25 protein-coding genes are annotated in these 23846 nt (G+C 41.1%); 13 read left to right on the top strand and 12 right to left on the bottom strand.

Going from position 1 to position 23846, the window contains the following annotated elements; genetic code table 11:
* Window positions 1-232 precede the first annotated feature (232 nt).
* Both ACK4EX_RS04395 and ACK4EX_RS04390 read right to left on the bottom strand, forming a co-directional pair.
* Window positions 233-1378, bottom strand: a complete 1146-nt coding sequence (locus ACK4EX_RS04395) for an acyl-CoA dehydrogenase (RefSeq protein ID WP_409770117.1) — start codon at window positions 1376-1378, stop codon at window positions 233-235.
* Window positions 1379-1444: 66 nt separating this feature from the next.
* Window positions 1445-3262 carry a RecQ family ATP-dependent DNA helicase gene (locus tag ACK4EX_RS04390; RefSeq protein ID WP_409770114.1) on the bottom strand — a complete coding sequence of 606 codons (1818 nt, stop codon included), beginning with the start codon at window positions 3260-3262 and terminating at the stop codon, window positions 1445-1447.
* 822 nt (window positions 3263-4084) lie between these two features.
* On the opposite strand from ACK4EX_RS04390, the gene ACK4EX_RS04385 reads away from it, so the two are divergent.
* Window positions 4085-4393 (top strand): isoamylase early set domain-containing protein, encoded by a 309-nt coding sequence (locus tag ACK4EX_RS04385; RefSeq protein WP_409770111.1) that lies wholly within the window; start codon window positions 4085-4087, stop codon window positions 4391-4393.
* 1 nt (window position 4394) lies between these two features.
* Here ACK4EX_RS04385 and ACK4EX_RS04380 read toward each other — a convergent pair whose 3' ends face one another.
* The 5 genes from ACK4EX_RS04380 to ACK4EX_RS04360 form a co-directional block, all read right to left on the bottom strand.
* Window positions 4395-5126: a TrmH family RNA methyltransferase gene (locus ACK4EX_RS04380; protein ID WP_409770109.1), complete on the bottom strand. Its 732-nt coding sequence runs from the start codon at window positions 5124-5126 to the stop codon at window positions 4395-4397.
* 95 nt (window positions 5127-5221) lie between these two features.
* Window positions 5222-5737 carry a hypothetical protein gene (locus tag ACK4EX_RS04375; RefSeq protein WP_409770106.1) on the bottom strand — a complete coding sequence of 172 codons (516 nt, stop codon included), beginning with the start codon at window positions 5735-5737 and terminating at the stop codon, window positions 5222-5224.
* Between the two features lie 42 nt (window positions 5738-5779).
* Window positions 5780-6355, bottom strand: a complete 576-nt coding sequence (locus ACK4EX_RS04370) for an NADPH-dependent FMN reductase (protein WP_409770104.1) — start codon at window positions 6353-6355, stop codon at window positions 5780-5782.
* 96 nt (window positions 6356-6451) lie between these two features.
* Window positions 6452-7933: an O-antigen ligase family protein gene (locus tag ACK4EX_RS04365; protein WP_409770102.1), complete on the bottom strand. Its 1482-nt coding sequence runs from the start codon at window positions 7931-7933 to the stop codon at window positions 6452-6454.
* Window positions 7911-8732 carry a hypothetical protein gene (locus ACK4EX_RS04360; protein ID WP_409770100.1) on the bottom strand — a complete coding sequence of 274 codons (822 nt, stop codon included), beginning with the start codon at window positions 8730-8732 and terminating at the stop codon, window positions 7911-7913. Before ACK4EX_RS04360 ends, ACK4EX_RS04365 begins: the two co-directional genes overlap by 23 nt.
* A gap of 126 nt (window positions 8733-8858) precedes the next feature.
* Between ACK4EX_RS04360 and ACK4EX_RS04355 the strand changes: the two genes are divergently transcribed.
* The 6 genes from ACK4EX_RS04355 to ACK4EX_RS04330 are packed head-to-tail and all read left to right on the top strand — an operon-like array spanning window position 8859 to window position 14101.
* The gene (locus ACK4EX_RS04355) at window positions 8859-9776 is read left to right on the top strand and encodes a glycosyltransferase family 2 protein (RefSeq protein ID WP_409770097.1); all 918 of its coding nucleotides are present in this window, start codon (window positions 8859-8861) and stop codon (window positions 9774-9776) included.
* 4 nt (window positions 9777-9780) lie between these two features.
* Window positions 9781-10911 carry a glycosyltransferase family 4 protein gene (locus ACK4EX_RS04350; protein ID WP_409770096.1) on the top strand — a complete coding sequence of 377 codons (1131 nt, stop codon included), beginning with the start codon at window positions 9781-9783 and terminating at the stop codon, window positions 10909-10911.
* Window positions 10912-10923: 12 nt separating this feature from the next.
* Window positions 10924-11769 (top strand): glycosyltransferase family 2 protein, encoded by an 846-nt coding sequence (locus tag ACK4EX_RS04345; protein ID WP_409770095.1) that lies wholly within the window; start codon window positions 10924-10926, stop codon window positions 11767-11769.
* Window positions 11770-11782: 13 nt separating this feature from the next.
* Window positions 11783-12637 carry a glycosyltransferase family 2 protein gene (locus ACK4EX_RS04340; RefSeq protein WP_409770093.1) on the top strand — a complete coding sequence of 285 codons (855 nt, stop codon included), beginning with the start codon at window positions 11783-11785 and terminating at the stop codon, window positions 12635-12637.
* Between the two features lie 5 nt (window positions 12638-12642).
* Entirely contained in the window at window positions 12643-13815 is a 1173-nt protein-coding gene (locus ACK4EX_RS04335) for a glycosyltransferase family 2 protein (protein WP_409770091.1), read from the top strand.
* A 25-nt stretch (window positions 13816-13840) separates the two neighbouring features.
* On the top strand, window positions 13841-14101 hold the full coding sequence (locus tag ACK4EX_RS04330; RefSeq protein WP_409770090.1) for a hypothetical protein: 261 nt from the start codon (window positions 13841-13843) through the stop codon (window positions 14099-14101).
* Here the strand turns inward: ACK4EX_RS04330 and ACK4EX_RS04325 are convergent.
* Window positions 14091-14861 (bottom strand): LytR/AlgR family response regulator transcription factor, encoded by a 771-nt coding sequence (locus ACK4EX_RS04325; protein WP_409770088.1) that lies wholly within the window; start codon window positions 14859-14861, stop codon window positions 14091-14093. The genes ACK4EX_RS04330 and ACK4EX_RS04325 overlap by 11 nt on opposite strands.
* A gap of 9 nt (window positions 14862-14870) precedes the next feature.
* Window positions 14871-17756, bottom strand: a complete 2886-nt coding sequence (locus tag ACK4EX_RS04320; protein WP_409770085.1) for a sensor histidine kinase — start codon at window positions 17754-17756, stop codon at window positions 14871-14873.
* A 56-nt stretch (window positions 17757-17812) separates the two neighbouring features.
* Here ACK4EX_RS04320 and ACK4EX_RS04315 point away from each other — a divergent pair, with 56 nt between their 5' ends.
* The 3 genes from ACK4EX_RS04315 to ACK4EX_RS04305 are packed head-to-tail and all read left to right on the top strand — an operon-like array spanning window position 17813 to window position 19217.
* A complete protein-coding gene (locus ACK4EX_RS04315; RefSeq protein ID WP_409770083.1) occupies window positions 17813-18202 on the top strand; it encodes a hypothetical protein in 390 nt (129 codons plus the stop codon).
* Window positions 18193-18645 carry a DUF6702 family protein gene (locus tag ACK4EX_RS04310; protein ID WP_409770081.1) on the top strand — a complete coding sequence of 151 codons (453 nt, stop codon included), beginning with the start codon at window positions 18193-18195 and terminating at the stop codon, window positions 18643-18645. Before ACK4EX_RS04315 ends, ACK4EX_RS04310 begins: the two co-directional genes overlap by 10 nt.
* On the top strand, window positions 18645-19217 hold the full coding sequence (locus tag ACK4EX_RS04305) for a HupE/UreJ family protein (RefSeq protein WP_409770079.1): 573 nt from the start codon (window positions 18645-18647) through the stop codon (window positions 19215-19217). Before ACK4EX_RS04310 ends, ACK4EX_RS04305 begins: the two co-directional genes overlap by 1 nt.
* Window positions 19218-19223: 6 nt before the next feature.
* On the opposite strand, the gene lipB is transcribed toward ACK4EX_RS04305, so the two are convergent.
* From lipB to ACK4EX_RS04290, 3 genes are all read right to left on the bottom strand, one after another.
* Complete coding sequence (gene lipB / locus ACK4EX_RS04300) at window positions 19224-19940, bottom strand: lipoyl(octanoyl) transferase LipB (RefSeq protein ID WP_409770076.1); 717 nt, start codon at window positions 19938-19940, stop codon at window positions 19224-19226.
* Entirely contained in the window at window positions 19937-20926 is a 990-nt protein-coding gene (locus ACK4EX_RS04295) for a bifunctional phosphoglucose/phosphomannose isomerase (RefSeq protein ID WP_409770074.1), read from the bottom strand. The genes lipB and ACK4EX_RS04295 overlap by 4 nt, the downstream gene beginning before the upstream one ends.
* A gap of 100 nt (window positions 20927-21026) precedes the next feature.
* Window positions 21027-21659: a NifU family protein gene (locus tag ACK4EX_RS04290; protein WP_409770073.1), complete on the bottom strand. Its 633-nt coding sequence runs from the start codon at window positions 21657-21659 to the stop codon at window positions 21027-21029.
* An 88-nt stretch (window positions 21660-21747) separates the two neighbouring features.
* On the opposite strand from ACK4EX_RS04290, the gene ACK4EX_RS04285 reads away from it, so the two are divergent.
* Genes ACK4EX_RS04285 through ACK4EX_RS04275 form a run of 3 tightly spaced genes read left to right on the top strand, consistent with a single transcriptional unit; the run spans window position 21748 to window position 23807 of the window.
* A complete protein-coding gene (locus ACK4EX_RS04285; protein ID WP_409770071.1) occupies window positions 21748-22263 on the top strand; it encodes a gamma carbonic anhydrase family protein in 516 nt (171 codons plus the stop codon).
* Window positions 22260-22667: a hypothetical protein gene (locus ACK4EX_RS04280; protein WP_409770069.1), complete on the top strand. Its 408-nt coding sequence runs from the start codon at window positions 22260-22262 to the stop codon at window positions 22665-22667. The genes ACK4EX_RS04285 and ACK4EX_RS04280 overlap by 4 nt, the downstream gene beginning before the upstream one ends.
* Window positions 22668-23807, top strand: coding sequence for a glycosyltransferase (locus ACK4EX_RS04275; protein WP_409770067.1), 1140 nt, complete (start codon window positions 22668-22670; stop codon window positions 23805-23807).
* The last annotated feature ends 39 nt before the right edge of the window (window positions 23808-23846 follow it).

The raw sequence follows: 23846 nt of genomic DNA, 5'->3' as shown, positions 1-23846 counted from the left end.
TCTTAATCTTGTAATTGTAAATCGAACGATGCTAGCGATGCGTGAGGTGAGCTGATGAAAGGTTAAAAACTTTTTCAGCATCTAAAGACGTGAAGGGTTATAGCGAAGCTGGCACTGCGGTGCGCTGCGGAGCAGCCGAACGATAACCGAACCATCATCGGACCACCCCAGGCAAACGCACCTTAAGGAGCTTTGCCTGGGGCACGCCCAAAAAAAGAAGAAACAAAATTTTTTATTGCTGATCTAAAATGGCGCGTGAGATTACAATGCGCTGAATCTCAGAAGTACCCTCATAGATCTGGGTGATCTTGGCATCGCGCATCAGGCGCTCAACGTGGAATTCTTTTACATAGCCGTAACCACCGTGAATTTGTACTGCCTCGATAGTGGTCTTCATAGCTACTTCTGAGGCAAAGAGCTTGGCCATAGCACTTTCCTTGTCGAAGGGGAGCCCCTGATCTTTCAGCCAGGCAGCTCTAAGCGTCATAAGGCGGGCTGCTTCGATCTCGGTAGCCATGTCGGCGAGCTTGAAGGCAATGGCCTGGTGCTTGTAAATTTCCTTACCGAAGGCTTTGCGCTCTTTGCTGTACTTGAGAGCGAGCTCATAGGCTCCAGACGCAATACCAAGTGCCTGTGCTGCAATGCCTATACGACCACCTGAGAGGGTCTTCATAGCAAATTTGAATCCGAAGCCATCTTCGCCTATGCGGTTTTCTTTGGGCACTTTTACGTCAGTAAACATCAATGAATGGGTATCTGAGCCACGAATGCCCATTTTTTCTTCTTTCTTACCTATCACAAATCCTTCCATGCCACGCTCTACTATAAGGCAGTTGATGCCGCGGTGGCCTTTTTCGGGGTGGGTCTGGGCCATTACAAGGTACACGCTGGCAGAGCTGCCGTTTGTGATCCAGTTTTTGGTGCCGTTGAGCAGGTAGTAATCGCCCATGTCGATGGCGGTGGTTTTTTGGGATGTGGCGTCGGAACCGGCTTCGGGCTCTGAAAGGCAGAAGGCTCCGATGATTTCGCCTTTGGCCAAAGGCACGAGATACTTTTGTTTTTGTTCTTCGGTTCCAAATTTTTCGAGGCCCCAGCATACGAGGGAGTTGTTAACGCTCATACAGACTGAGGCTGAAGCATCTACTTTAGAAATCTCCTCCATTGCGAGCACATAGCTGATGGTGTCGAGGCCTGCACCGCCATATTTAGGATCGACCATCATGCCCATGAAACCGAGCTCTCCCATTTTTTTGATTTGTTCGGCGGGAAATTTTTCGTGGGTATCGCGGTCTATGACACCGGGAAGCAGCTCATTCTGAGCAAAGTCGCGTGCGGCCTGTTGGATCATCAGGTGCTCTTCCGTCAGTTGAAAATTCATTGTCTCTCTTAAAAATTAAATGTTATGCGTGCAAAGTTAATAAGAGCTGTGGTGGTTCGAACGTTTTTAAGGGGTTTTTTTAAAGAGAATCTTACCATCGGGCTGGCGGGTAATGGTCTCTTTATCAGACGATTGACGTAAAAAAAGGCTGGGAGGAGAAGGAACTTTGTGTTTTCGACGCAGGTCGCGACAGTAGTCGCATAGGCCACAAGGGTCTGTTTTTTCTTCGCCGAGATACTTGAGCAAATGAATTACGCGGCATTCATCGGTTGATTGATAAAACCTGCGGACAGATGCAAGTCGGGCTTGATGCCGGGTTTTACGAAAATTGTACTCCTGCAGGTCAATTTTAAAAGACTTGCGGTCGAGCCTTGGCTTAAAAAGAGTGAGAAACCCCTCGGTGTTTTTTGGAAAATAATCAGCGTCACCGGAACGCGATAAATGATAAAGGATTTTTATCACATGTGATTCTTCTATTTCTGCCAATTTGGCTATTCGGGCTTCGTCAATTTCAACTAAGGTGTAACGCACACCTTCGTACATGCGCAGGATGTTTTGTGCTACCTTAATTACTGTACTTTCAGGCGAATGGCGCGCACTTAAATCGTAAAAGTCAAAGTAAAACCGAAGCCGCGAGTGGCGAAGGCATTGATCGTCGAAGCCGAGATGTTCATCTCGCTCGAGCCAGCGTAGTATTTCATAGCATTTGAGCTTGGATAGCTTAGTGTACTCAGCAAATTTTTGTATTGAGAATGGGAACTTTTCCCACTCGCCTTGTCCTACCGGAATTCTGAGAAATTCGAAGAGTTTTTGATACACCTCACCGATTTCATCAGGCGTTGGAAAGGAATTGTTCGACGGGTCGGTGAGACGGGCAATATCAGCAGGACTTATAAAACTGACGGCATAAGCCAACTTTTCGTCTCGCCCGGCACGACCAGCTTCCTGAAAGTACTCCTCGAGCGAAGGTACAGGGTCGAGATGAATTACAAGGCGCACATTTGGCTTGTCGATGCCCATCCCGAATGCATTGGTTGCTGCTATAACACGCGTTTTGCCTAGCATCCAGGCCTCTTGTTTTTCTTTGCGTTCTTCGTCAGTGAGACCGGCGTGGTAATAGTCTGCCTTTATACCATGCGCACAAAGGAGCCGGGCTACTTGAGCCGTTTTAAGTCTGTGACGCATAAAGACAATGGCACTGCCCGGTACTGCATCAAGAGCTTCAAAAAGTCGGTCTATTTTGTTCTCAACTATCCGAATGTTGTAACTGAGATTTGGACGGTGAAAACTTTTTTTAAAAAGTTGATAACCAGGCCGGAAGCGCAGTGTAGTAGCAATATCTTCAATCACTTCAGGGGTAGCAGTGGCAGTAAGGGCCAAAACAGCTGTATCAGAAGGCAGCACCTCTCGCAAGTAGGCTATCTGGCGATAGGCCGGCCTGAAGTCGTGACCCCATTGAGAGATGCAATGTGCCTCATCGACAGCGATAAATGATACTTTTAATTGTGAGAGTTTTTCTAGCAGAAGTGAATTCTGTAACCTTTCAGGGCTGAGGTAAAGGAGTTTTAAATCGCTTTCGTGCCAGCTGTTCAATACTGAAAGCCATTCGCGTTTTGAAAGCTGTGATGTAATGGCTGCCGCTCGTATGCCTTTCTTCTGGAGCGCAGCCACCTGGTCGTTCATCAAAGCTATAAGTGGAGAAATGACCAACGTGACACCTATTGAACAAACTGCTGGTACTTGATAACACAGCGATTTGCCACCACCTGTAGGCAAAAGCGCAAGCGTATCTTGGCCTCGAAGGATAGACTCTACGATCTCTCTTTGAAGAGGCCTAAAATTGCTGAATCCCCAATAGGTACTTAACGCTTCTTCTGGAGTCAAGGTATTTTTTAAAGCTTTACCGTGAAGTATGACGAATGTATTTAAAAAATCTACATTAATAAGTTTTTCTTGTTTTTTCTGATTGGTTAGCTATCTGACTGTATACCTATAAGAGGATCAGCCTACTCTTCCTTTTAAATGTAAATCGAAAAAGCTTAGGGCATGTAACTCGATTATCGCTCTATCAGTATTTTAGACTGGAGTGACTTCATGTTTTTTCAGAAAAACATTGCTAGTATTCGGAAGAATGCCTCCAAGAAGACCTGATACCTATGTATGCAAGAAGGTTTATCCTAAAAGTCTTTTGAAATAAACGTAATCTTTAATGCGAATGCATTCATCGGGGGCACTTCGCATTCTCATATTGCATCGCATCGAAAGTAGTGAACAGAAGTGGTAAGTTAAAAGTATTTGTTAAAATTTCGTTTTTAAATACCATTTAAATAGGTGTGTTTAAGCGTGTTTGAAAAGAAAAAATTTATAACTGTTTCAAATTTTCGGAATGCAATGACGATTCCGCAAAACATCATCTTTCACTTATGCTGAGATTTACCCGAATACACCGATCAACCCAATCAACTATAGGCAAAATCGATACAAAACGGACAGTGTGGCTTCCAAGAAATACAGCGTACAGAGTACACCATCGCTACATTTTAATGATCGGCCTTTCAGCTTTAAAAATGAGCGAAAAAGCAATAAGTTAAGAATAGTATTACTAAATCATTAAATTTTGATAAGGCTACCTTTAATTTACAAATAATTGATTAATATGCTTTTATGATTTTAAAATGTACTTTTGCAACACAAAATTCTTAACATATGGCTATCAAGAAACAATACTTCAAGACAAAGGATGTGTGCAAGGTGAGCTTTTCAATAGAAGCTTCTGAGGCTAAAGGCGCCGAATCGGCTTCTTTGGTGGGCGACTTCAATGGCTGGGACCCCTCTGCGCATCCCATGAAAAAGCTCAAAGCCGGTGGATTTAGTCTTCAAATCGAGCTTCCCAAAGACGCTTCATATCAATTCAGATATGTGTTAAATGGAAGCGAATACATCAACGACGCTGAGGCTGATGAATACGTGCCTGCTGGCATAGGCGATGCACAAAATTGCGTATTGAAGTTATAATTTACCTCGAAGTAGAATATAGCCAATAGGCCAGAATACCGGCCGATACAGAAGCATTTAAGCTTTCGCACTTTGAATACGGCGAGGGCGGAATACTGATCATCTGATCGGGGATTAAAGGAAAATCTGATAATCCCTGGCCTTCGTTTCCAATTACTATGCAAAACTTTTCGGGAGCTTTAAATTGGTCAATTGGGAACCCAGTCATATGGGCTGCTATTAAGGCGATCCCCTCCTTTTTTATGTAGCTATCGAGATCTTCACAATCAGTTAATACCATTGGAACTCTGCCGATGCTGCCCATAGATGCTTGAACGACTTTCTGGGAAAATGGATCTACAGTACCCGATAAAATAACTGCTGGTATCGGTCCAAACCAATCGAGCGACCTCAATATAGTTCCGAGATTACCGGGATCTTGAAGTGCATAAAGTGCAAAAAATCGCTCTGGTCTGAGCGATTTGAAGGTGTGGAGTTTAGGTATTTCAAATACGGCAAAATGCGAGGAGGGGGTATCAAGATTACTTATTGCCTTCATTGTTTTTTCGTCAATCAGCTCGTAGGTATGAGCTTCAGAAGGCTGTGTAGTAAGTAGTCTATAAGGTTTTAGGTTCGACTCAAGAAGGTCTTCGATCAACTTACGACCCTCTGCCACAAAGAGGTTGCGTTGCTTTCTATATTTTTTTATATTGAGTGATTTAATCAGCTTTATTTCCTTTTGGCTCAGTGGCATGTCGAAGAAATTCTATTTACAAAGTAATTAAAATAGCAGATACAAAAAAAGCCGTCGAGTAATGACGGCTTTGAAACGTAAAGCGTAATGAGTTGCTATTGTCCGCCACCGGTGCTTTCAGTATTATTGCGACTACGGCGCATCATTTCTTTGCGATATTCTCTTTGCTGCTCTTGAGCTTGTTTAGCTGCATCTTCTGTGGCTTGCTGGCCGCGCTGAATGGCCTCCTGGCTTTGCTGCTGGGCCTTTTGAGCGGCTTGTTCTACCTGTGTTGGCTGTTGTCTGAGCGCATCTTTTAGTGTAGTGGGCTGCTGAGTTTGAGCTTGATCGGTCGAAGCCTTTTTGCCTGAAGATGTTTTTGTAGAAGTGGATTTTTTGGTGCTTTCAGAAGCTGATGCTGACTTTGTTGAACTATTTTCAGCAGGTTGTGATGAATGCTCATGACTTTCGTGCATGTGATGTTCGTGTTCTTCAGCTTCTTCTGTTGTATCTTCAGCTACAACGTCTTGTAGTTCTTGGACTGATTCTTCTTTCTCGGCTGATTCGTTGGAATTACAAGCGTAGAAGAGTAGCAGTGAAAGTACTACTGCAAAGAGGTTTATTTTTTTCATGATGTATTGGATTTGTTACAAAGTTAAAAGAAATCCAAATCTTTATTTTACAAGTGAATAATTTAACATCCCATTTTTAATGATCTGAGCGAAGCGAAGCAAATCGCTGCAAAACTTTTCAGCATTTTTTTCAAAGCGCATTGACTCTGCACTGTGCGGGAGGTTAACTACTTCTTGAACTTGGCTTACCATAAGGCGCGTAGGAGCGAGACATGCACCTACGTAGCTGGCAAAAGCTGCCATTTGATTCATGGCATTCTGACCGCCCAAGGTACCTGAAGTAACGCTCACTAAACCCATTGGGCGCCATTCGTATTCTTTTCTAAAGTAATCTAAAGTATTTTTTAATCCACCAGCTATTCCGCCGTTGTATTCGGGTGATACGATTACCAGAGCATCCGATGAAAGAAGCGTTTTAGATATTGCGTCTAAACGGTCTTTTTCTTCGTTTGATAGGTTTTCAAAATTGTCGAACACGGGAAGGCGCAGCTTTCTATTATCGATCAGTACAACGTCTAAATCTTCCTGAATCTCATAAAACTTTTTCTCCAGTCTTTTGGCTATTGATGTGGAATGGCTGCTTTCGCGAGTGGCTCCTGAGAGTATGGTTATTTTCATTTAAAACATGATTTTTGGTACAAAATATAAAAGTGAACAAGCCTATCATTTGTTTGCATGCTCTTCCTAAAACTTTATTTTAATGCCTTAGGTCTTTTACCATTCTCGGTCTTTATAAGGTTTTGTAGGATTATTCCATCGATGAATCGTGTACACTGTAGAAATAGATAGAAATGTAACGAGGCTGATAGGGTGCTGAGTCATCACCGCATTCCCGTAATTAGCCAAAAGAATACCCGCGTATCCTGCCATGAGGGCCATTGACACATTGTGCTCTTCTGTACCTGCCGGCATTTTCCATATTTTCCAAATCGCCTTAAACAAAATGTACAGCCACATCCACACGTAAAACTGGCGGCCTATGAGACCGGTCTCAGCCCGAATGCGGGTGTATAAGCCATCTGGCTCGAAGTCGGCCAACCACGTGCCCGGCGAGAAGCGCTTGCCCCAACTTCCGGTGGTTCCTACGCCACCGCCAAAGGGCTTGTCTCTCAGGTATTCGGTAAGCCTTTTTCGGTTGCGCTTTCGAGTGTTGAGCGAAGGGTCATCGCTGTCGAGAGCAGTTCTTAGTCGATTTACCTCATAATTGCTCTGAAGAATGGTGGTGTATTTGAGAAACACAAAGCCACCGAGCATGATGAGCGAACCAGCTACGAGCAAACGTACATTTTTCGACATCACCAGAAAAGCCACCCCGCCCAACCCTGGCACTGCCAGAGCACCACGCGTGCCACTAAGCATCATAGCATAGAAGCCAAACAATGCCATCAAGAAGTAGAAAATCTTTCGCGCTTTTGAATAAGGACCAAGAAACAGCACAGCAGAAACAATACACACATGCCCCATAGCAGCCCCAAAGGTGCCCGCGTCGAAGTAGTAAGAGAAGATTCTCAACTTTCCGAAAAGCACATGTGTAACGTGCTCTCCATCGTCGAGCCACTTTTGCTCGGCAGGCGATACGCCTATGAATTTCTGCTTAATGGCCCATACGATGGCCAATGCAGAAAAGCCGAGGAAGAGATGCAGCCAGTTGTAAAAATCCTTTCGACTGTTAAACATCCAGAAACCTAGCCCAATTATGAGTAATTGATAAAGTGCAATGCCGCGCATTGAATAGAACCAGGCAGCAAAACTGTAGGCCAGTGGGTTAGCAATTTGCAAAACGATGTAGGCCATCCAAATGGTAAGTAGCAGCATTACATCGTTGCTAAGAGCAGAAAAATCTGTCCTCCTCCAATATTTTAAAATGACAATAACATATGTAAGAAGCAACAGAATATCAACACCTAATCCTAAAGGCGGAAGGGGAATTCCGTAATAATCGCCCCACCGGTTAATCATCGGCAGTACAAAGCTGATGACAAGCGAGGTGTAAATACCCAGCTTAGGATAACGGAAAAACAGAATAATATATGCCACCACGATAGGCAAAGCCATTAGTACAGCCGCAATGGCGATACCTTTTTTGGCTATTAAAAAAGCTGTGAAAACCGCAAAACTCAGAAATGCTGCCCAGCGTAGGACTTCGGCAATCGTTTCGTTTTGAAAAAATCGATTAATCTTGTCCTGTGTTTGCATCGCTTAATGGCAAGTCTGGTTCTTCGTCTTTAAACTTTGGGTTTATCATTTTGAGAAAATTCTCTAAAGTTTCTTTGGAAATCTGATAATAGAAAAATTTTAACAGAGTAGGTTGAGCAAAATACGATCGCCCTGAAATCTTAAATTCGGGTTGAAGCACACCTTCAGTGTCTTTGAAAATCTTGTGCTGAGAGTAGAAGAAAAATCTAATTTCGCTTTCACCATTTGATTTGTCGATGTGGAAGATTAATTGTCGATCAAACTCTTGCTTTACGCGTATTTGTAACAGTGCCTTCTTCTGTACGTTTGAAATTTTCACATCGCTTAATATGCCAGAATCATATAGTTTGAGTTTGAGCATTACATCTTCATTGGGGGCATTTAAAATAGCTTGCAGGGCATCATCGTCGAGCACGTAGTAATAGGCTCTCAATTCCTCTTTCCAGCCCTTTTGGGTAGCCTGATACTTGTAATACCCTACTTTGTAAAACTTATATAATACATAGAGTTTTCTGTCGCCGTATTTCACCTGATGCATGTAAAGAGCAACGATGTTATCCGTGCCTAAGAGATTCTCTTTAAGCTTAAAACTTTGCTTATCTCTGGAATTGAGCCTGGCAGGTATTTTCATAGGGGCTGATATCCACTGGCCATCGATGCTGTACATGTATCCTGTGATGCCTTTATCGATGATTACGTGCTTCTTACCAAGCGGCTCTATCAGTGGTTCAGGTTTGCGCGGTTGGGCATTTAAAGTTGATAGGAATACAAAGACAATTAACATTAGGACAATCCTCATCCGCTTTGTTACTAATTTGTTTACAAAAATACGTGTGGGCTTTGTTTTCAATTTAAACAAATATTGCTGAATATCATGAATGATTCAGAGGCAATCCTCTTACATTTACAGCGATAATTTGCCCGTATGATCACAAAGCCGTTGGTCAGCATCTTGTCTGTCAATTTCAATCAGACACAGATGACAATCGAATTAATAGAATCTCTAAAAAAAATTACCTATCCAAACATTGAAATCGTAATTGTAGACAACGGCAGTGAACGCGATAATCCGGATCCCATTGGTCAAAAATTTCCTGACATAAAGTTTTTAAAAACAGGAAAAAATTTGGGATTTGCGGGAGGTAACAATTTTGGTTTGAGACATTGTACTGGTGAATACATCTTTTTTGTAAACAACGATGTACTGGTAGAGCCAGGTTTTTTAGACCCGCTCGTGGAGCACTTTAAAACCCATCCCAAATGTGGTATGGCCAGCCCTCGCATTGTGTACCACAAGCCAGAGGGATTGTTGCAGTATGCAGGCACTACCCCAATTAATCCCTACACAATGCGCAACAAAGGCATTGGCTATCGGGAGCTCGACACGGGCCAGTACCGCGATGTGAGGCCTACAGCATACATTCATGGAGCCGCAATGATGGTGCCTCGAAAAGTGATTGACGAAGTAGGCGAGATGTACGAAGACTACTTTCTCTACTACGAAGAGTTGGACTGGAACGAGCGGATACGAAAGGCGGGGTACGAAACCTGGTATGTAGGCACCTCGCAAATCATCCACAGAGAGTCAGTATCGGTGGGAGGGATGAGCCCTTTGAAGGTGTACTACTTAAACAGGAACCGACTTCTTTTCGCTCGTCGAAACTTTACCGGCCCCAAGCTGCTCTCGGCCTGGTTATTTTATACACTTGTATCGTTGCCGGTCAATTCGCTTCGCTTTATTGTAAAGGGCGAGTTTAAGCTGCTCAAAGCTCTTTGGAAAGCATACCTCTGGAACCTCACACATTCACCCAAAGTAAGACCCCTTGAAGTAGTAAAACTGTAGACTAATGGCGCGCATCGGATTTGAAGCACAGCGAATTTACAGGGCAAAGAAGCACGGAATGGACTTCGTGGCACTCGAGCTACTGAAGGCACTGAGTAAGTTGGATAAAGACAATGAGTACTTTGTATATGTAAACGAAGGCGAAGACCCCTGCTTTCAGTCTGAAGACAACTTTCATGTCATAGTTCACAAGGCGCCTTATCCGATTTGGGAGCAGTTATGGTTGCCGAAGCGCGCTAAAGTTGATAAACTCGATTTGCTCCACTGCACTTCAAATACCGCTCCCATTTGGCTTGATGTTCCATTAATGGTTACGCTACACGACGTTATTTATTTAGAAAAAAATCCGCTCTTCGCTCCCGGGTACACTCCTTATCAGCGCTTTGGAAACATGTATCGCCGGTGGGTGGTGAAAACGGCCATTCCCCAGGCAAACAGAGTGCTCACTGTAAGCCAATACGAAGTGGGTAACGTGCTGAGGTTTTTACCACAGATTAAAGATCGACTGCATGTGCTTTACAATGGAGTAGGTGCACATTTTCGGAAGATAACAGACCCACATCAGCTCGATACTGTGCGCCAGAAGTACTACTTGCCGGAAAAATTCGTAATGTTTTTGGGCAATACCGACCCTAAGAAAAATACTGAAAACACATTAAAAGCTTTTGCATTAATAGCCAAAGAGACAAATTACTCCTACAAGCTCCTTTTGGGCGACCTCGACAAGCAGTTTGTAAAAAACATACTTGACAGAAACAATCTTTCAGATCTCTTTAATTACATTCACTTTACAGGATACATTAAAAATTCTGACTTACCAGCCATACTCTCACAGGCCGAAGTATTTCTATATACTTCGCTCCGCGAATCGTTTGGAATTCCCATCATTGAAGCCATGGCTTGCGGCACTCCTGTAGTAACAAGTAGTGTGACCTCCATGCCTGAAGTGGCAGGCGACGCAGCCATGTTTGCAGACCCTACTCGGCCAGATGATATCGCATCAGCCACATTGCGGCTGCTCTCCGATACTGTATTTCGAAATCAATTAATCGAAAAAGGATTAGAACGGGCAAGGCTCTTTAATTGGGAAAACTCTGCTTCGCAACTCATCGACCACTACCGCGAGCTAACTTAAAAATATAAGCATATGCCCCGATTTATCCTTCCTGCTCATGTAAAAGAGCACCTAAAATGGCTTAAAACCCCGATTGAGGCTATACCCGAGGCACAGTGGAGTTACTGGCGCAATAGGCTCTCTACTTTCAATCATTCCAATCCCGAAGTCAGCATAGTACTGATCGTGCGTAACGAAGAGGATCGAATACTGTGCACATTATCAAGTGTAGCTGAGTTTGAAGTTTCTGTTCCTGCTGAGCTTTTGGTCATTAATAACGATTCGAATGACCGCACAACGGAAATTCTCGATAGGTTAGGCATCAAATACTTCACTGAGAAGAAAGTAGGAGCAGGCCCAGCACGGCAACTCGGATTGGAAAACGCCAAGGGCACCTATATAGTAACAGGCGACACTGATACTGTTTACAACATCGACTGGTACATAAGATTGACCGAGCCACTTAAAAACGATCCTAAAATAGCCGTAACATATTCTATGCACGTTCTTTACACCGATGAGATGCACTATCCCATCGATCTACATGTGTATCAATATTTAAAACACGCTAATAAGTATCTACACAGTTTTAAGCGACCTCATTTAAACTGTGGTGGTGCAAGTATGGCCTATCGGCGGGCCGACGCCCTCAAAGTGGGAGGATATAATACCGATTTGGAACGATGGGAAGATGGCACCTTGGCATATGACCTTAGTAAAATAGGTAAAGTAAAAATGGTACCCCATCGCCAGGCCTACATCTACACCAGCAATCGCCGAATGCGGGCAGACGGAAGCATCGCAAAAGCTTTTTTAATACGTGTAAAAAAACAACTCATTAACTTACCAGAGTATTTTACACAAATAAAAAATAAATAAAAACTGAAAAACCATGCTGCAACTTTCCCGCTTTTATGTGCCTAAAAAAGTCAGAGAGTACTTAAAATGGCGAAAGGTGCCTTTTGAAAATGTACCCAACGAATTTTTTGATGCAATAGCCGAAAAATTCAAAAAATTTCATGCGGACAATCCTCTCATTTCCATTGTACTCATCGCTTGGAATGAAGAAGAAAACATACTGCCAACCTTGGCAAGCTTAGCCAATATACAGAGCAAGCACTCAATTGAAATCATCGTGGTAAACAACAACAGTACAGATCGCACACAAGACTTTCTCGACCGCTGCAATGTAAAATCTGTGCTCGAAACCCGACCGGGCATCGCAAAAGCTCGCAATGCAGGCCTAAAAGCAGCAAAAGGCAAATACGTCATATCAGGCGATGTGGATACGATCTATCTGCCCGAATGGCCCGATAAAATGGTACAACCTATGCTCGACGATTCCAATGTAGTTTGTACGTACAGCCTGCATGTGTTTTACGACGACGACAATCACTACCCCCTTGCCCTCTACATTTATCAGTACATCAAGTTGATAGGGATTTATTTAAAAAACTTCAAGCGCCCACATCTGAATTGCGGTGGGGCCAGCTCAGCCTATGTGCGCGAGGTGGCCTTGAAGTTTGGCGGATACGACGAGAGCTTGAAAAGAGGCAGCGATGGCACCTTGGCTTTTGAGCTGAGTAAGTTTGGAAAGATAAAACTCGTCTCCACGCCTAAAGCATTCATCTACACATCAGCCCGACGAATGAAGGCCGACGGGCCTATCACAAAGGCGCTTTGGATTCGCCTAAAAAACAATTTGAAGTATTTTACCCATTATTTTACAACCCAAAAAACTCGTTAGTAGCTATGGAAGTGCTCTTTTGGATTCTGCTTTTCATCGTCTTTTACGCTTATTTGGGTTATGGAATGCTTCTTTTTCTATTAGTACGACTCAAAAGACTTTTTACTCCCACTAAAAAGCTTGTCGACCAAACGGATTATGAACCTACAGTTACGCTTGTAGTACCAGCCTACAACGAAGAAGATTTCATCTTGAAAAAGGTAGAAAACTGCCTTCAACTCGACTATCCCAAAGATAAATTTGAAATCATCTTTATCACCGATGGCTCTACCGATCGCACCAAAGAGCTTCTGGAACAAGACGGTCGCGTAAAAGTGTTGCACGAAAATCGAAGAGCAGGCAAATCGGCTGCTGAAAATCGAGCAATGAAATTTGTAAAATCAGAAATCGTTGTTTTTTGCGATGCCAATACCCTGCTCAACAAAGAAGCCATTCGCGAGCTCGTAAAACACTATCGCGATCCCAAGGTAGGAGCTGTGAGTGGAGAAAAGCGCATCATGACCTCAGAAGCCGAAGGGGCCTCAGCTGCAGGCGAAGGATTGTACTGGAAATACGAAAGTGCCCTTAAAAAAATGGATTCCGAAATGCTTACCATCGTGGGTGCTGCGGGTGAACTAATTTCTTTCCGCACTTCTCTGGTACAGGACCTCGAAGAAGACACCATCCTCGACGACTTTATGCAAAGCATGCGCATTGCCTTGAAAGGATACAGAGTGATCTACGAGCCCAATGCTTATGCAATGGAAACCGCATCAGCCGATGTAAAGGAAGAACTCAAGCGCAAAGTGCGCATTTGCGCTGGAGGCTGGCAGAGCATGAGTCGATTGCTCCCGGCCTTTAACCTGTTTAAACACCCTTTGCTCACTTTTTTATATACTTCGCACAGAGTTTTGCGTTGGAGCATCGCTGCCTTTTCCCTTCCTATTATTTTTCTATTGAACATCTTCTTGCTCGAAAAGGGTTTGTTGTATCAAGTGCTTTTCGTTGGCCAGGTTCTCTTTTATCTAATGGCTTTCGTGGGCTGGTATTTGCAAAGCAAAAAGATAAAAGTAAAAGTACTCTTTGTGCCCTACTATTTTACCATGATGAACTACGCCGTTTTTGCTGGGTTCATTCGTTGGCTAAAAGGTAGTCAGAAAGCCACGTGGGAGAGGGCTCAAAGGGCCACTGCCTCGTAGCCAATTTATTGGCATTTAAACTAAAATGACGGAAAACTCTGCTCAAAAAAACAAACTCAAAAACAAGCTTTGGCTTCTATTAGAAGACACCAAAATTGTATTAGAAATCATATACGTTTTTGTCTTTTTGTTTTTTTTTCTCTTTATGCTGTTAGAGCTAAAAAGGTATTACTCCATCGACATTATTCCGGGATACGACAGTCCTATCGACGACCTTTATGGGGCGATGAAAGGTATTATTTCAGAATTTTTAAAAAGGCTCTTCGGCGAAGACATTAAAATCTAAGTGCATTTAGCTTTTCGTACAATAGATTTTTCTTGTCGGCCGCCAAGGCTACTTCTCTTCCATTGTCCATCAGTAAGCCTCCATCTTGTTTGAGGATTTTCTTTATGCGGTTCAGATTAACGATGTATGACCTGTGGGTGCGCATAAAAGGGCCATAGTTTTGCAATTTTTCGAACTCCAGCAGCTTTCGACTCAAAAAGAGTTTAGACCCATCAGCCAAGTAAATTTCTGTGTAGGAACTGTCTGCTTTCAGAAATACAATATCATTGAGCTTAATAACAACCTGGCCGTCGTTTGAGGGAAGTACAAGTCTTGCGTCTTCCGGATTTTGAATATTGGCAATCAACGCCTGTAATCGCTCTTTCTCTAAGCTTTTATCGGCTTGGAGGGCTACTTTCAGTTTAGTAATTGCTCGATTGAGAGCCTCCAGAGTTATTGGCTTCAGAATGTAGTCTATTGCACTTAATTCGAATGCTGTAACTGCATATTCACTGTAAGCAGTTACAAAAATGATTTTAAAGTCAACATCAGTGCTTGGGAAGAAATCAAAAATCTGAGTCCCGCTATAGCCTGGCATCTCTACATCGAGGAAAATCACCGTTGGGTGCAGTTCGTTGATCAGTCTAACTGCTTCAGGCAAATCCTTAGCCTCACCTAATACAGTGATATCAGGAAAATGCTCGGCTAGCAGACTCTGCAAACCTCTACGCGCATGCAATTCATCATCAACAATGAGAGCAGTAATTTTTTGTTCTTCCATAATCAATATTTATGTATCCAATTCTAATTCAACGGGTATGCTAATTATGACAGTCGTGCCAGAAGGTTCATTGTTCAGGTCCACTTTGTCAAAAATTTGCAAAACAATTTTTCGTTTCAGTTGCGAATTTATCAAATTTATTCGATTGATAATAGCTTCAACCGCGAAAGAAGATTTTTTTAGGTTACGTCGGGCATTAATTTCTGCTGATTTTTTCCGACCAATTCCATTGTCATCAACTATAATCCGTATGTCATTATTCGTTCCCTTTTCTATTTTTAACAGCAATCTCTTATCGCCATTTTTATGCAAAAGCCCATGTTTGATCGAATTTTCTACAAACGGTTGTATGAAAAATCCCGGTATTTTAGGATTTAAATATCTCAATTCATTATCAAAATCAATGGTAAATTTAAATTCATCACCAAACCGCAATTTCTCCAATTCCAGATATAATTCAATGACATGTATTTCATCTACCAGTGAAATGTTTTCTTTATCCGAGAGGTCTAACACGAGTCGCATAAGTTCAGAAAATTTTGATAAGCTTGAACTGGCTGTTTTTTTATCACCTATGTAGATTAAACTTTGTATAGAATTCAAAATGTTGTACACAAAATGTGGGTTCATTCGCGAACGTAGAGCAGTAAGTTTTGACATGCGAAGTTGGTTATTAAGAAGCTCTCTTTTCTTCACCTTAGCATCGTTTAAATAGTAGGCTATTACTAATAATCCGATTAACGCAATTATAACTAAAATAAAAAACAATGGGGATAAAAAGAATGACTGAGGTACAATAACAGTTACTGTTTGTATATCGGATATTATTTTTCCACTACTGTTTACAGCTGCAAGTTGTATGGTATGCTTTCCGGGAATTAAATAAGGAAAGAAGATTTTATTTACATCTGCACTTATAAAGTTCCAGGATGTATCTAAATCTTTTATTCTATAGGCTATTTTAATTCCACCTTGATTGCTGTAGCTTAAAAAATCGTAATTTAGGAAGATAGTTTTGCTGCTTAATTTTATTTCTGGATTATTTTCAGTTGAATAAAAGTTTGAATTAGCATCAGTAATACCATTAAGAAAAATTTTTGCCCTTGCATCTCTTTTATTTGTCAATGTACAAAAAATGATTTCATCTTTTGTAAAAATGTAAAGTGTATCATTTGAATAAACAGCATCGTTCATTACTTTACTAAATTTTCCTAAGATGCTATTTACATCTATGATTTCGTGTGTTTTCTCATGTATCATAACTAACCCCTCCTGATACAATGCGAGTATGTAGGGCTTGTTGTATTTCAACTTTAAGATTGAACTACCCTTAGTAAAGTAATTTTGCATTTCGAAAGTTTTCTTCAAAAATTCATATCTGTACACTTCTATACCTTTATCTAAGTTGGCAACCCATAAATTCTTTTCAGAATCAATAACCATGTCATATCCTATTATACTTTTACCTGTCAGAAGGTCCTTTACAAAAGTTATATTTCCTTGATAATATTTAATTATTCCATTAAAAAGGAGAATGTAGGCAGCAGAATCAATAAAAACGGTTTTATACGAGCGGGATTCATAGATTTTTTTTAAATATCCGCCCATATCAGCTTGAAATTTATAGGTACTGTCTTTTTGTGTGTTTGAAAACACATAAATTTTATTGGAAATACAAAAAATCATATCTCCATCTGGCCCTTTAGCAATATAATTTCCTGAATAGAAATTGTAATACTTTCCAGTGCTTAAATCAATACTACCGAACTGAAAGTAGAGTCTATTAGATGCTTTGTCGTAATATAAAAATTTTACACCGTCTTTTCCATACTGTCCGATATGCTTTAAGGTCTTGGTTTTAAGATCAAATGAATAAAAGTTATTTAAACTTGTAGCAAACAGAATTTTGTTTGAATCTATTGCTGTTGAATTAGTAATGTTTTCAGCAAGTTTTGTGTGTATTTTTCTAATGTTAAAATCATTCCAATTCAAAAGTTCTCCATCAAGTGTTATTGCCCAGTAATTCCCTTCGTAATCAATGGTTAAATCATTTGTGCGTTTGTTTCGAATAATCCACTCAACTTGGTTTGTTTTATTATTTATTTTTGCTAATCCCTTTGAAGTACAGAAGTAAAGATCGTTATTTATATTTTTAATTTTATATGTTGTAATTTCATCGTTAAAAATTGCATTGTAAATTTTTTCGTTATTTCCTCTTACTCTTTTAAAAATGGCTGAAGGATAATCTCTGCATGTGAAAAACAATTGGTTTCCCATTACTGTTGCAGTCCATCTGCAATCTCCTGGTAATGAATCTTTATAAAAATTACCGAATTTATCGATTTTCAATAAATATTTTCCCTTTGGAAACACATAAATGGTGTCTCCTATTTTTTCCATGTGTGAGAAGTACTTTATGTTGTATTCTTTGTTTTCGTTGTCCAATAATTTACTTATTTGAAATTCTTTGTCAAGCACAAAAAGGGCAATATCCGTTAGTAAATAGATTTTTTTATTCAATTCAGTTATTGAGAAAAAAGTATATTTATAGTCTTTTATTCCGAAGATGTTTCTTTTTTCAAATTTGTCGTTTTTAAGTTCGAAAATGCCCTCGTAAAAGTTTATTGCTAAAATTCTTCCATCGCTAAGCTTATAGACGTAATTAAAGGATTCATTATTTGCTCCATCTAGATCAAACTTTGTAAATGTAATTCCATTATAGCGAAATATGCCTTTTTCGGTAGTCAGATATATAAATCCTTTTTCATCAGTTTGTATAGTATAAATTGGCACATTTGATATTCCTTCAAAAACGTTGATTTCATTCACCAAAAGTTCCTGACCCTGTAAGTCGTTTACGGTGAATACGGCGAGAAGACTAAATGTGAGTGCCACCAGGTATGAAAATTTTAATCTCATCAGTTAGCTGATTTCTCTACTTTTGCCCTGTCATGGCAAAGAAAATCATTTTGTATTTATTTGGGGTGTTACTCGGAATTTTTCTGGTTAAATTTTTATTTGGGAACAGAAACATTGCGTGCACATACTTTCCTGAAGGCAGAGTAATTGACAACCTAAAGAGAAAAGAACTTATTCTTACAGAATTTTCAAAATGTCAACTTTCTCAGCTCGGAATAGAACAGGAATCAATTGACAGTTTACTGTCGGTCTCTATGGTTCACTTTTCAGAGAGTAAAATTCGCGGAATGGAGTGCCCGGAGTATGTACTCAGCACGAAAGGCACACTTCCAATAGTACATATGGTAATACGCAACTGTGAAAAAGAAGCCACAGTACTGTATGTAGATACTGCTAAAACAGCTTCAGTCAGATGTCCATAAAGGTTTTTCTATTGACCTTAAGCACAATATTTAGTGCTATTTCTCACGAGTACTATCTGAGCGTTTCAACGATTAGATTTACTGAAAGCGACCTTCAAATTGAAATTCGTGTCTTTAAAGATGACCTTGAAAAAGTACTTGACGACGACTTTGAAAATTTAGAAAAAAACTCACTAAAAGTATATGTTTATTTTGAAAAACACTTTCAACTATACGACGACCAAAAATCCCTCAGGATATTTTTTAAAGAGATTAAAGACAAGGGGGATGCAGTGCTGATATTTGGTACAGTATCAAGCAGTTTTATAAACCGTTTAAAAGTAAAAAATACAATTTTCTTAGAAAAATTTTCGGCGCAAAAAAATGTTGTGCATATATATCGAAACGATAAGATAAAAACAACTGTTTTGGACGCAAGAAATGCTGAATATACATTGCCCTGATGGAAGCATTTTCTACCTATTTCTGGCTTGGATATGCACATATAACAGATCTGGCAGCCATTGACCATATTTTGTTTTTAATGGTACTTATTGTTCGCTTTCAGCCCAAAGAATGGTTTGATATTATAATAACGATTACTCTTTTTACCATTGGTCATTCTATTACATTAATTCTTTCCGCTTTAGATCTTTTTAAACCTTCAAAAAATTGGATTGAATTTTTAATTCCCGTAACAATTTTACTTTCTTCAATAAACAACCTCATCTCTCTCGATAAAAAGGGCGGAAAATTCACCAAGTGGATTGCCTTGCTTTTTGGATTAATTCATGGATTTGGTTTTTCAAATTACTATTCCATGCTTACAAATTCTGCCGGAAGTTTTTGGTCGGCGCTTTTACCTTTTAACTTAGGAATTGAGTGGGGACAATTAGTAGTGGTTTTTATTATTTTAGGAGTTTCACTATTAATACAAAATTTGCTCAATTACAAACATAGAGACTGGCTCATTTTTGTGTCTGGAGGTGGATTTGCCCTTTCGCTTTGGATGGCTATAGAAAACAGTCCGTTGTGATGGATTTTACCTATGCCATTGAAATTCGAATAGCTCTTTAAAGTGTCGAAGAAGCTTTTCTTCAACTTCCTGCAAGGGTACCTCGCGGTTGAGTTCTTCTTTAAGTGATGTTACCGCTTTATTGCGGATACCGCAAGGGATGATGTAATCAAACCACCTCAAGTCAGTATTTACATTGAGGGATAGTCCGTGCATGGTAATCCAGCGGGCTGCTCTTACGCCCATTGCACAAATTTTGCGTGGTTGTAGCCCTTTAGGATCGATCCAAACACCGGTTTCACCGGGTGAACGATCGGCAATGATGCCGTACTCTGCCAGAGTGCGGATAACGGCTTCCTCCAAAAACCTTAAATATTTGTGTATGTCCGTGAAAAACTGGTCAAGATCGAAAATGGGATAAACTACCAGTTGACCAGGTCCGTGGAAAGTGACGTCTCCTCCTCGATTGGTTTTAAAAATTTGGGCACCTTTTTCAATGTAAAACTGCTCCGGGTAGATGAGATTGGCTGCATTAGCACTCTTGCCTAATGTGTAAACGGGCGGATGTTCAACGGTAATGAGATAGTTGACGGGATATTGGACTGTTTGGCCGTTTCTTCTGAGCAGTTTACCCTCTTCAACGCTTTTAAAGAGCTCCTCTTGCAGAGCCCAAGAGGGGGCATAGTCGCGAATGCCCCATCGGAGCAGCTTTACTGAGCGTGGATGGTTTGAAAGCAAGCTCAACGGTAGTTGGCTAATTCTTTTTTTAGGTGGTTAATTACTTGGATATCCATGATGTCAACGCCATTTAGTTCACTGAGATAGAAAGATATCCAGTCAGTTAGATGTATGAGGTACAACATGGCGCGCAAGGGTGTTTCACCAATTGCTTGAATGTGCAATACGGTGGGAGTGCTATCGGAAATTATTTGAGCGCTGATTTCAGCCCGGCGTTGGTTTCTCTTATCGTCAAAAGGGGTATGAATAAATACAGCTGCCAGATTGGCATCTCCACCTTGCCAACCGACGAGTTCATTGTGATTCATCTCAGGTATGGTGCCATTCCAGCCAGGCATTTTGGCATTTTCATTCAGTTGCTGGCGGAAGCGCTCGGCTATGCTGCCAAATCCGCTGCAGGCATAGATGGCAAACACTTTTTTATGCAAGCGCACTGTAATATAGCGAGCGTCAGTTTGAATTTTTTCACGGTTTTCGCGAAGGTATTCAGATGTAAGCAGGATATCGTTGTCTAAGGCAAGGCGAGAGATTCCGTAGTTAGCTAGCATGTAAAGCTGAAATACAAGGCTATAGCCAAGCATGGAGCGGGGCGGATTTCCGGCGGGCATCACCAGGTGATTGTATCCTTTCTGGCGGGCTATTTCCAACATGTATCCACCCGATGTAATGATGGCAATTTCGCAGCTGCAATCTTCAGCCTGCTGTAGGGCGCTGATGGTTTCTTCGGTATCGCCACTGTAGCTGCAGGCAATTACAAGTGTATTTTCTCCAGCAAATGCAGGCAGATGGTAGTCTTTGTTTATAACGATGGGCACCTCAACATGTGCTGACAGGAGGTCTTGCACCATGGATGCGCCTATGCCACTACCTCCCAGTCCGGTAATGATTACGTTTCGGATTTCGTTTTGTGGTTTTTTAAAAGCGCTGTTCTTTGCTAAAGTGACTGCATCGACAATATGCCCTGGAAATTTTTCGATGAGAGAGAGCATCATGGGTAAAAGAATTGTGATCGTTGGCGGCTAAATTAGATTACATCGATTTAATCAATGTTTTGATGCAATAAATTCAATAAAAAATTTACATTTTCTTCCTTTACCCATTAATGGCTTCAACATCTTTGACCAAAGTGGGCAACATACGCTGTAGTAGGGTAAGTATTCCGTTCTTAAGCGTGAGGGTAGAAGAAGGGCATCCTGAGCATGCTCCGCGCAAAAGCACTTTTACAACACCTTCATCATAGCCAACGAAAACAATATTGCCGCCGTCTTGCTCGACAGCGGGTTTTACATATTCATCGAGTATTTCCACGATTCTGCGCTCTACCTCACCTAATTCTTCTGGATTAGGAAGTTTAAAGTCTACGGTGGTTTCTGATTGTGTGTCACAAGTTTCATCAGCGGCAGAAGCTATAGATGAGGGTACTGTTACTATAGGATTACCTTCTTGCAGATACGAAGAGATGAATTCACGCACTTCTAATGCCACATCGTTCCACTCGGTGATGTTGTATTTGGCAATAGCAATAAAATTAGCCGAGATAAATATTTCTTTTACAAAGGGAAAGTGAAATAACTTAGTAGCCAGGGGGGATATGCGAGCTTCTTCTATGTTTTTGAATTCATAAGCACCATCATCTACCAGCATTCGATTGGCCACAAATTTCATGACAGATGGGTTGGGAGTAGCCTCGGCATATATGCTGATGGGTATTTTTTTTGTTTCCATTATTCAAGTAATTTAAACACAAAAGTACTTTTATTCAACCTCAAGAAACCATCCTGTTACCTTTGTGTTCAGATTTTTATAAATCGTTATGGCAATTGTAAAGGAAGTCAATGGCAAATCACCTGTTTTCGGTCAAAACTGCTATCTGGCCGAGACCTCCGTGGTAGTGGGCGATGTGGTGATGGGCGATGATTGCAGTATTTGGTTTAATGCCGTGGTGCGGGGCGACGTACACTACATCCGAATGGGCAACAAGGTGAACGTACAAGACAATGCGACAATCCACTGCACGTATCAAAGGGCGCCTACCAATATTGGCAACAACGTTTCTATAGGCCACAATGCCATCGTGCACGGATGTACGATACACGACAATGTGCTCATCGGTATGGGTGCCATAGTGATGGATGGCTGTGTGATTGAAAGCAACTGCATCATAGCAGCTGGTGCTGTGGTGCTCGAAGGTACTCGCGTGCCTTCAGGGAGTATATTTGCCGGAGTACCTGCCCGTAAGGTCAAAGACTTGGATCAGGAACTTTTCGAAGGCGAGGTAATGCGCATAGCAAATAATTATGTAATGTACAGTTCATGGTTTAAGAAATGAGAAAAAGAATTTTAGGTTTTATCGTTTTTGTTGTCTTTCTGATTGTCGGACATAAAACACATGCCCAGCACAAATCACTTAAACTCGAATATTTAGTCGTTTCCGTATATGAGCCAGCACAATCAGATGTGCTTCAATCAGCGGCACAGCTTCAGCCAAAACTGACAGAAATAGACCGCAAGCTGCAAGACATGCGAAATATGGGGCTAATAGTGGAAGTATATGCAACTCCTGAAAATCTTCGTGAAGCCGCCATATTGCGTTCGTCAATAATTCGCTCATCGGCTGAAGTGCTCGAAAAAGCTTCTGATTTGGGCTGGAGACTACAAACGGCTTTTTCGCAGGATGTAAACGGATTCCCGATGAAGGTGTTTGTTTTTCACCGCAAAAAGAAAAAAAGCTAATTGAAACTTAGAAATTTTGTAGCATTTCCTACAGTTCATTGGAGCCACAATTGGGAGCGGCAGCATGAGTTGATTTTTCGATTCTCAGAGTGGTTTGAAAGAGCTTACGTGCATCAGCCCTATGGTTTAATCAATTATGGTTTTAAAGAATTACTGGTTAAATTTCAAGAATACTCGGCGAATAAAAGAAAATCAGCTCCTTCGGTTTTAACTAATCCTGTAAGAAAGAACTTTGAATTCGTCAATCACTTATATATACCTTTTCATTACAACCCGGTATTTGACAGGTTGAATTATAAAATTCTGTCGAAGAATGCTGCTCCTGCTGAAGAGTCGTTAGTTTATGCGGGATATTGCAATGCGTTTATGTTGAACTATTTTCAAAAAGGGGGCTTTCGTTGGTTGGACTTATTTGCACGTCGACAGGTTTCTGATCAGTTATCGAGCAAGGCAAAAGAAGTTGAACGCAAAGCCGTGGAAACAGCCGATCTAGTCACTGCTGACAGTCGCACGACGGTAGAAGACTATTTTAACATCAGGCCGGATATACTATATCTTCCTCAAGGGGTGGATGTTGGGAGATTTTATCCAACAGAAGGCCTTGAAGAGATTGCTAAGCGAGCTGAGAATTTCAAAGGTGTAATTGGCTACATGGGTACCGATCTTGTGGTAGATATACCTTTGATGGAAGGGATCGTTGAGAGGTGTTCTGATCTTCTATTTGTACTGATTGGTGATTTTAAACAGAATGGATTAATCAGTTTGAAAAAATATTCTAATGTCCTTTTCACTGGCCGGCTTGGATACTTTGAGTTGAATAAAGCATTAAACAGCATTGATGTTGGATTAATTCCTTATTTGGTCAATGATCGTACTTCAGGTGTGTTTCCTACGAAATACTATGAATATCTGGCATGCAATAAACCGGTTGTAACGACACCGTTGCCTGATTTGATAGATAAAGTTTCGGGGCATATGGCAGTGGCTGAGGGAGTTAAAGGTTTTGTCGAAGCCATCTATGTCATGTTAGAAAAAAATTTTGAGCCTCACGCGCCATTATTGGAAGCTATGGAAAATACATGGGCAAAGCGTATGGATGTGCTGGCAGCCGAATTGGCAAAGAGGAATGTATTAGCTTAATCTGCCCCGGATGTACACGGCAAAAGTTTTTAATTAGTT

Source organism: Thermaurantimonas sp. (assembly GCF_046299575.1).
In the GTDB taxonomy this organism is placed as follows: domain Bacteria; phylum Bacteroidota; class Bacteroidia; order Flavobacteriales; family Schleiferiaceae; genus Thermaurantimonas.
This window is presented reverse-complemented; position numbering and strand designations above follow the sequence as displayed.

Bases quoted from the DNA above. Each gene is read 5' to 3' on its own strand.
- ACK4EX_RS04315 (WP_409770083.1), top strand. From the start codon at position 17,813: ATGGCAAAGAAAATCATTTTGTATTTATTTGGGGTGTTACTCGGAATT.
- ACK4EX_RS04295 (WP_409770074.1), bottom strand. From the start codon at position 20,926: ATGATGCTCTCTCTCATCGAAAAATTTCCAGGGCATATTGTCGATGCA.
- ACK4EX_RS04345 (WP_409770095.1), top strand. From the start codon at position 10,924: ATGCCCCGATTTATCCTTCCTGCTCATGTAAAAGAGCACCTAAAATGG.
- ACK4EX_RS04365 (WP_409770102.1), bottom strand. From the start codon at position 7,933: ATGCAAACACAGGACAAGATTAATCGATTTTTTCAAAACGAAACGATT.
- ACK4EX_RS04280 (WP_409770069.1), top strand. From the start codon at position 22,260: ATGAGAAAAAGAATTTTAGGTTTTATCGTTTTTGTTGTCTTTCTGATT.
- ACK4EX_RS04285 (WP_409770071.1), top strand. From the start codon at position 21,748: ATGGCAATTGTAAAGGAAGTCAATGGCAAATCACCTGTTTTCGGTCAA.
- ACK4EX_RS04375 (WP_409770106.1), bottom strand. From the start codon at position 5,737: ATGAAAAAAATAAACCTCTTTGCAGTAGTACTTTCACTGCTACTCTTC.
- ACK4EX_RS04305 (WP_409770079.1), top strand. From the start codon at position 18,645: ATGGAAGCATTTTCTACCTATTTCTGGCTTGGATATGCACATATAACA.
- ACK4EX_RS04325 (WP_409770088.1), bottom strand. From the start codon at position 14,861: ATGGAAGAACAAAAAATTACTGCTCTCATTGTTGATGATGAATTGCAT.
- ACK4EX_RS04355 (WP_409770097.1), top strand. From the start codon at position 8,859: ATGATCACAAAGCCGTTGGTCAGCATCTTGTCTGTCAATTTCAATCAG.
- ACK4EX_RS04335 (WP_409770091.1), top strand. From the start codon at position 12,643: ATGGAAGTGCTCTTTTGGATTCTGCTTTTCATCGTCTTTTACGCTTAT.
- ACK4EX_RS04290 (WP_409770073.1), bottom strand. From the start codon at position 21,659: ATGGAAACAAAAAAAATACCCATCAGCATATATGCCGAGGCTACTCCC.
- ACK4EX_RS04310 (WP_409770081.1), top strand. From the start codon at position 18,193: ATGTCCATAAAGGTTTTTCTATTGACCTTAAGCACAATATTTAGTGCT.
- ACK4EX_RS04385 (WP_409770111.1), top strand. From the start codon at position 4,085: ATGGCTATCAAGAAACAATACTTCAAGACAAAGGATGTGTGCAAGGTG.
- ACK4EX_RS04370 (WP_409770104.1), bottom strand. From the start codon at position 6,355: ATGAAAATAACCATACTCTCAGGAGCCACTCGCGAAAGCAGCCATTCC.
- ACK4EX_RS04380 (WP_409770109.1), bottom strand. From the start codon at position 5,126: ATGCCACTGAGCCAAAAGGAAATAAAGCTGATTAAATCACTCAATATA.
- ACK4EX_RS04350 (WP_409770096.1), top strand. From the start codon at position 9,781: ATGGCGCGCATCGGATTTGAAGCACAGCGAATTTACAGGGCAAAGAAG.
- ACK4EX_RS04360 (WP_409770100.1), bottom strand. From the start codon at position 8,732: ATGAGGATTGTCCTAATGTTAATTGTCTTTGTATTCCTATCAACTTTA.
- ACK4EX_RS04340 (WP_409770093.1), top strand. From the start codon at position 11,783: ATGCTGCAACTTTCCCGCTTTTATGTGCCTAAAAAAGTCAGAGAGTAC.
- ACK4EX_RS04330 (WP_409770090.1), top strand. From the start codon at position 13,841: ATGACGGAAAACTCTGCTCAAAAAAACAAACTCAAAAACAAGCTTTGG.
- ACK4EX_RS04395 (WP_409770117.1), bottom strand. From the start codon at position 1,378: ATGAATTTTCAACTGACGGAAGAGCACCTGATGATCCAACAGGCCGCA.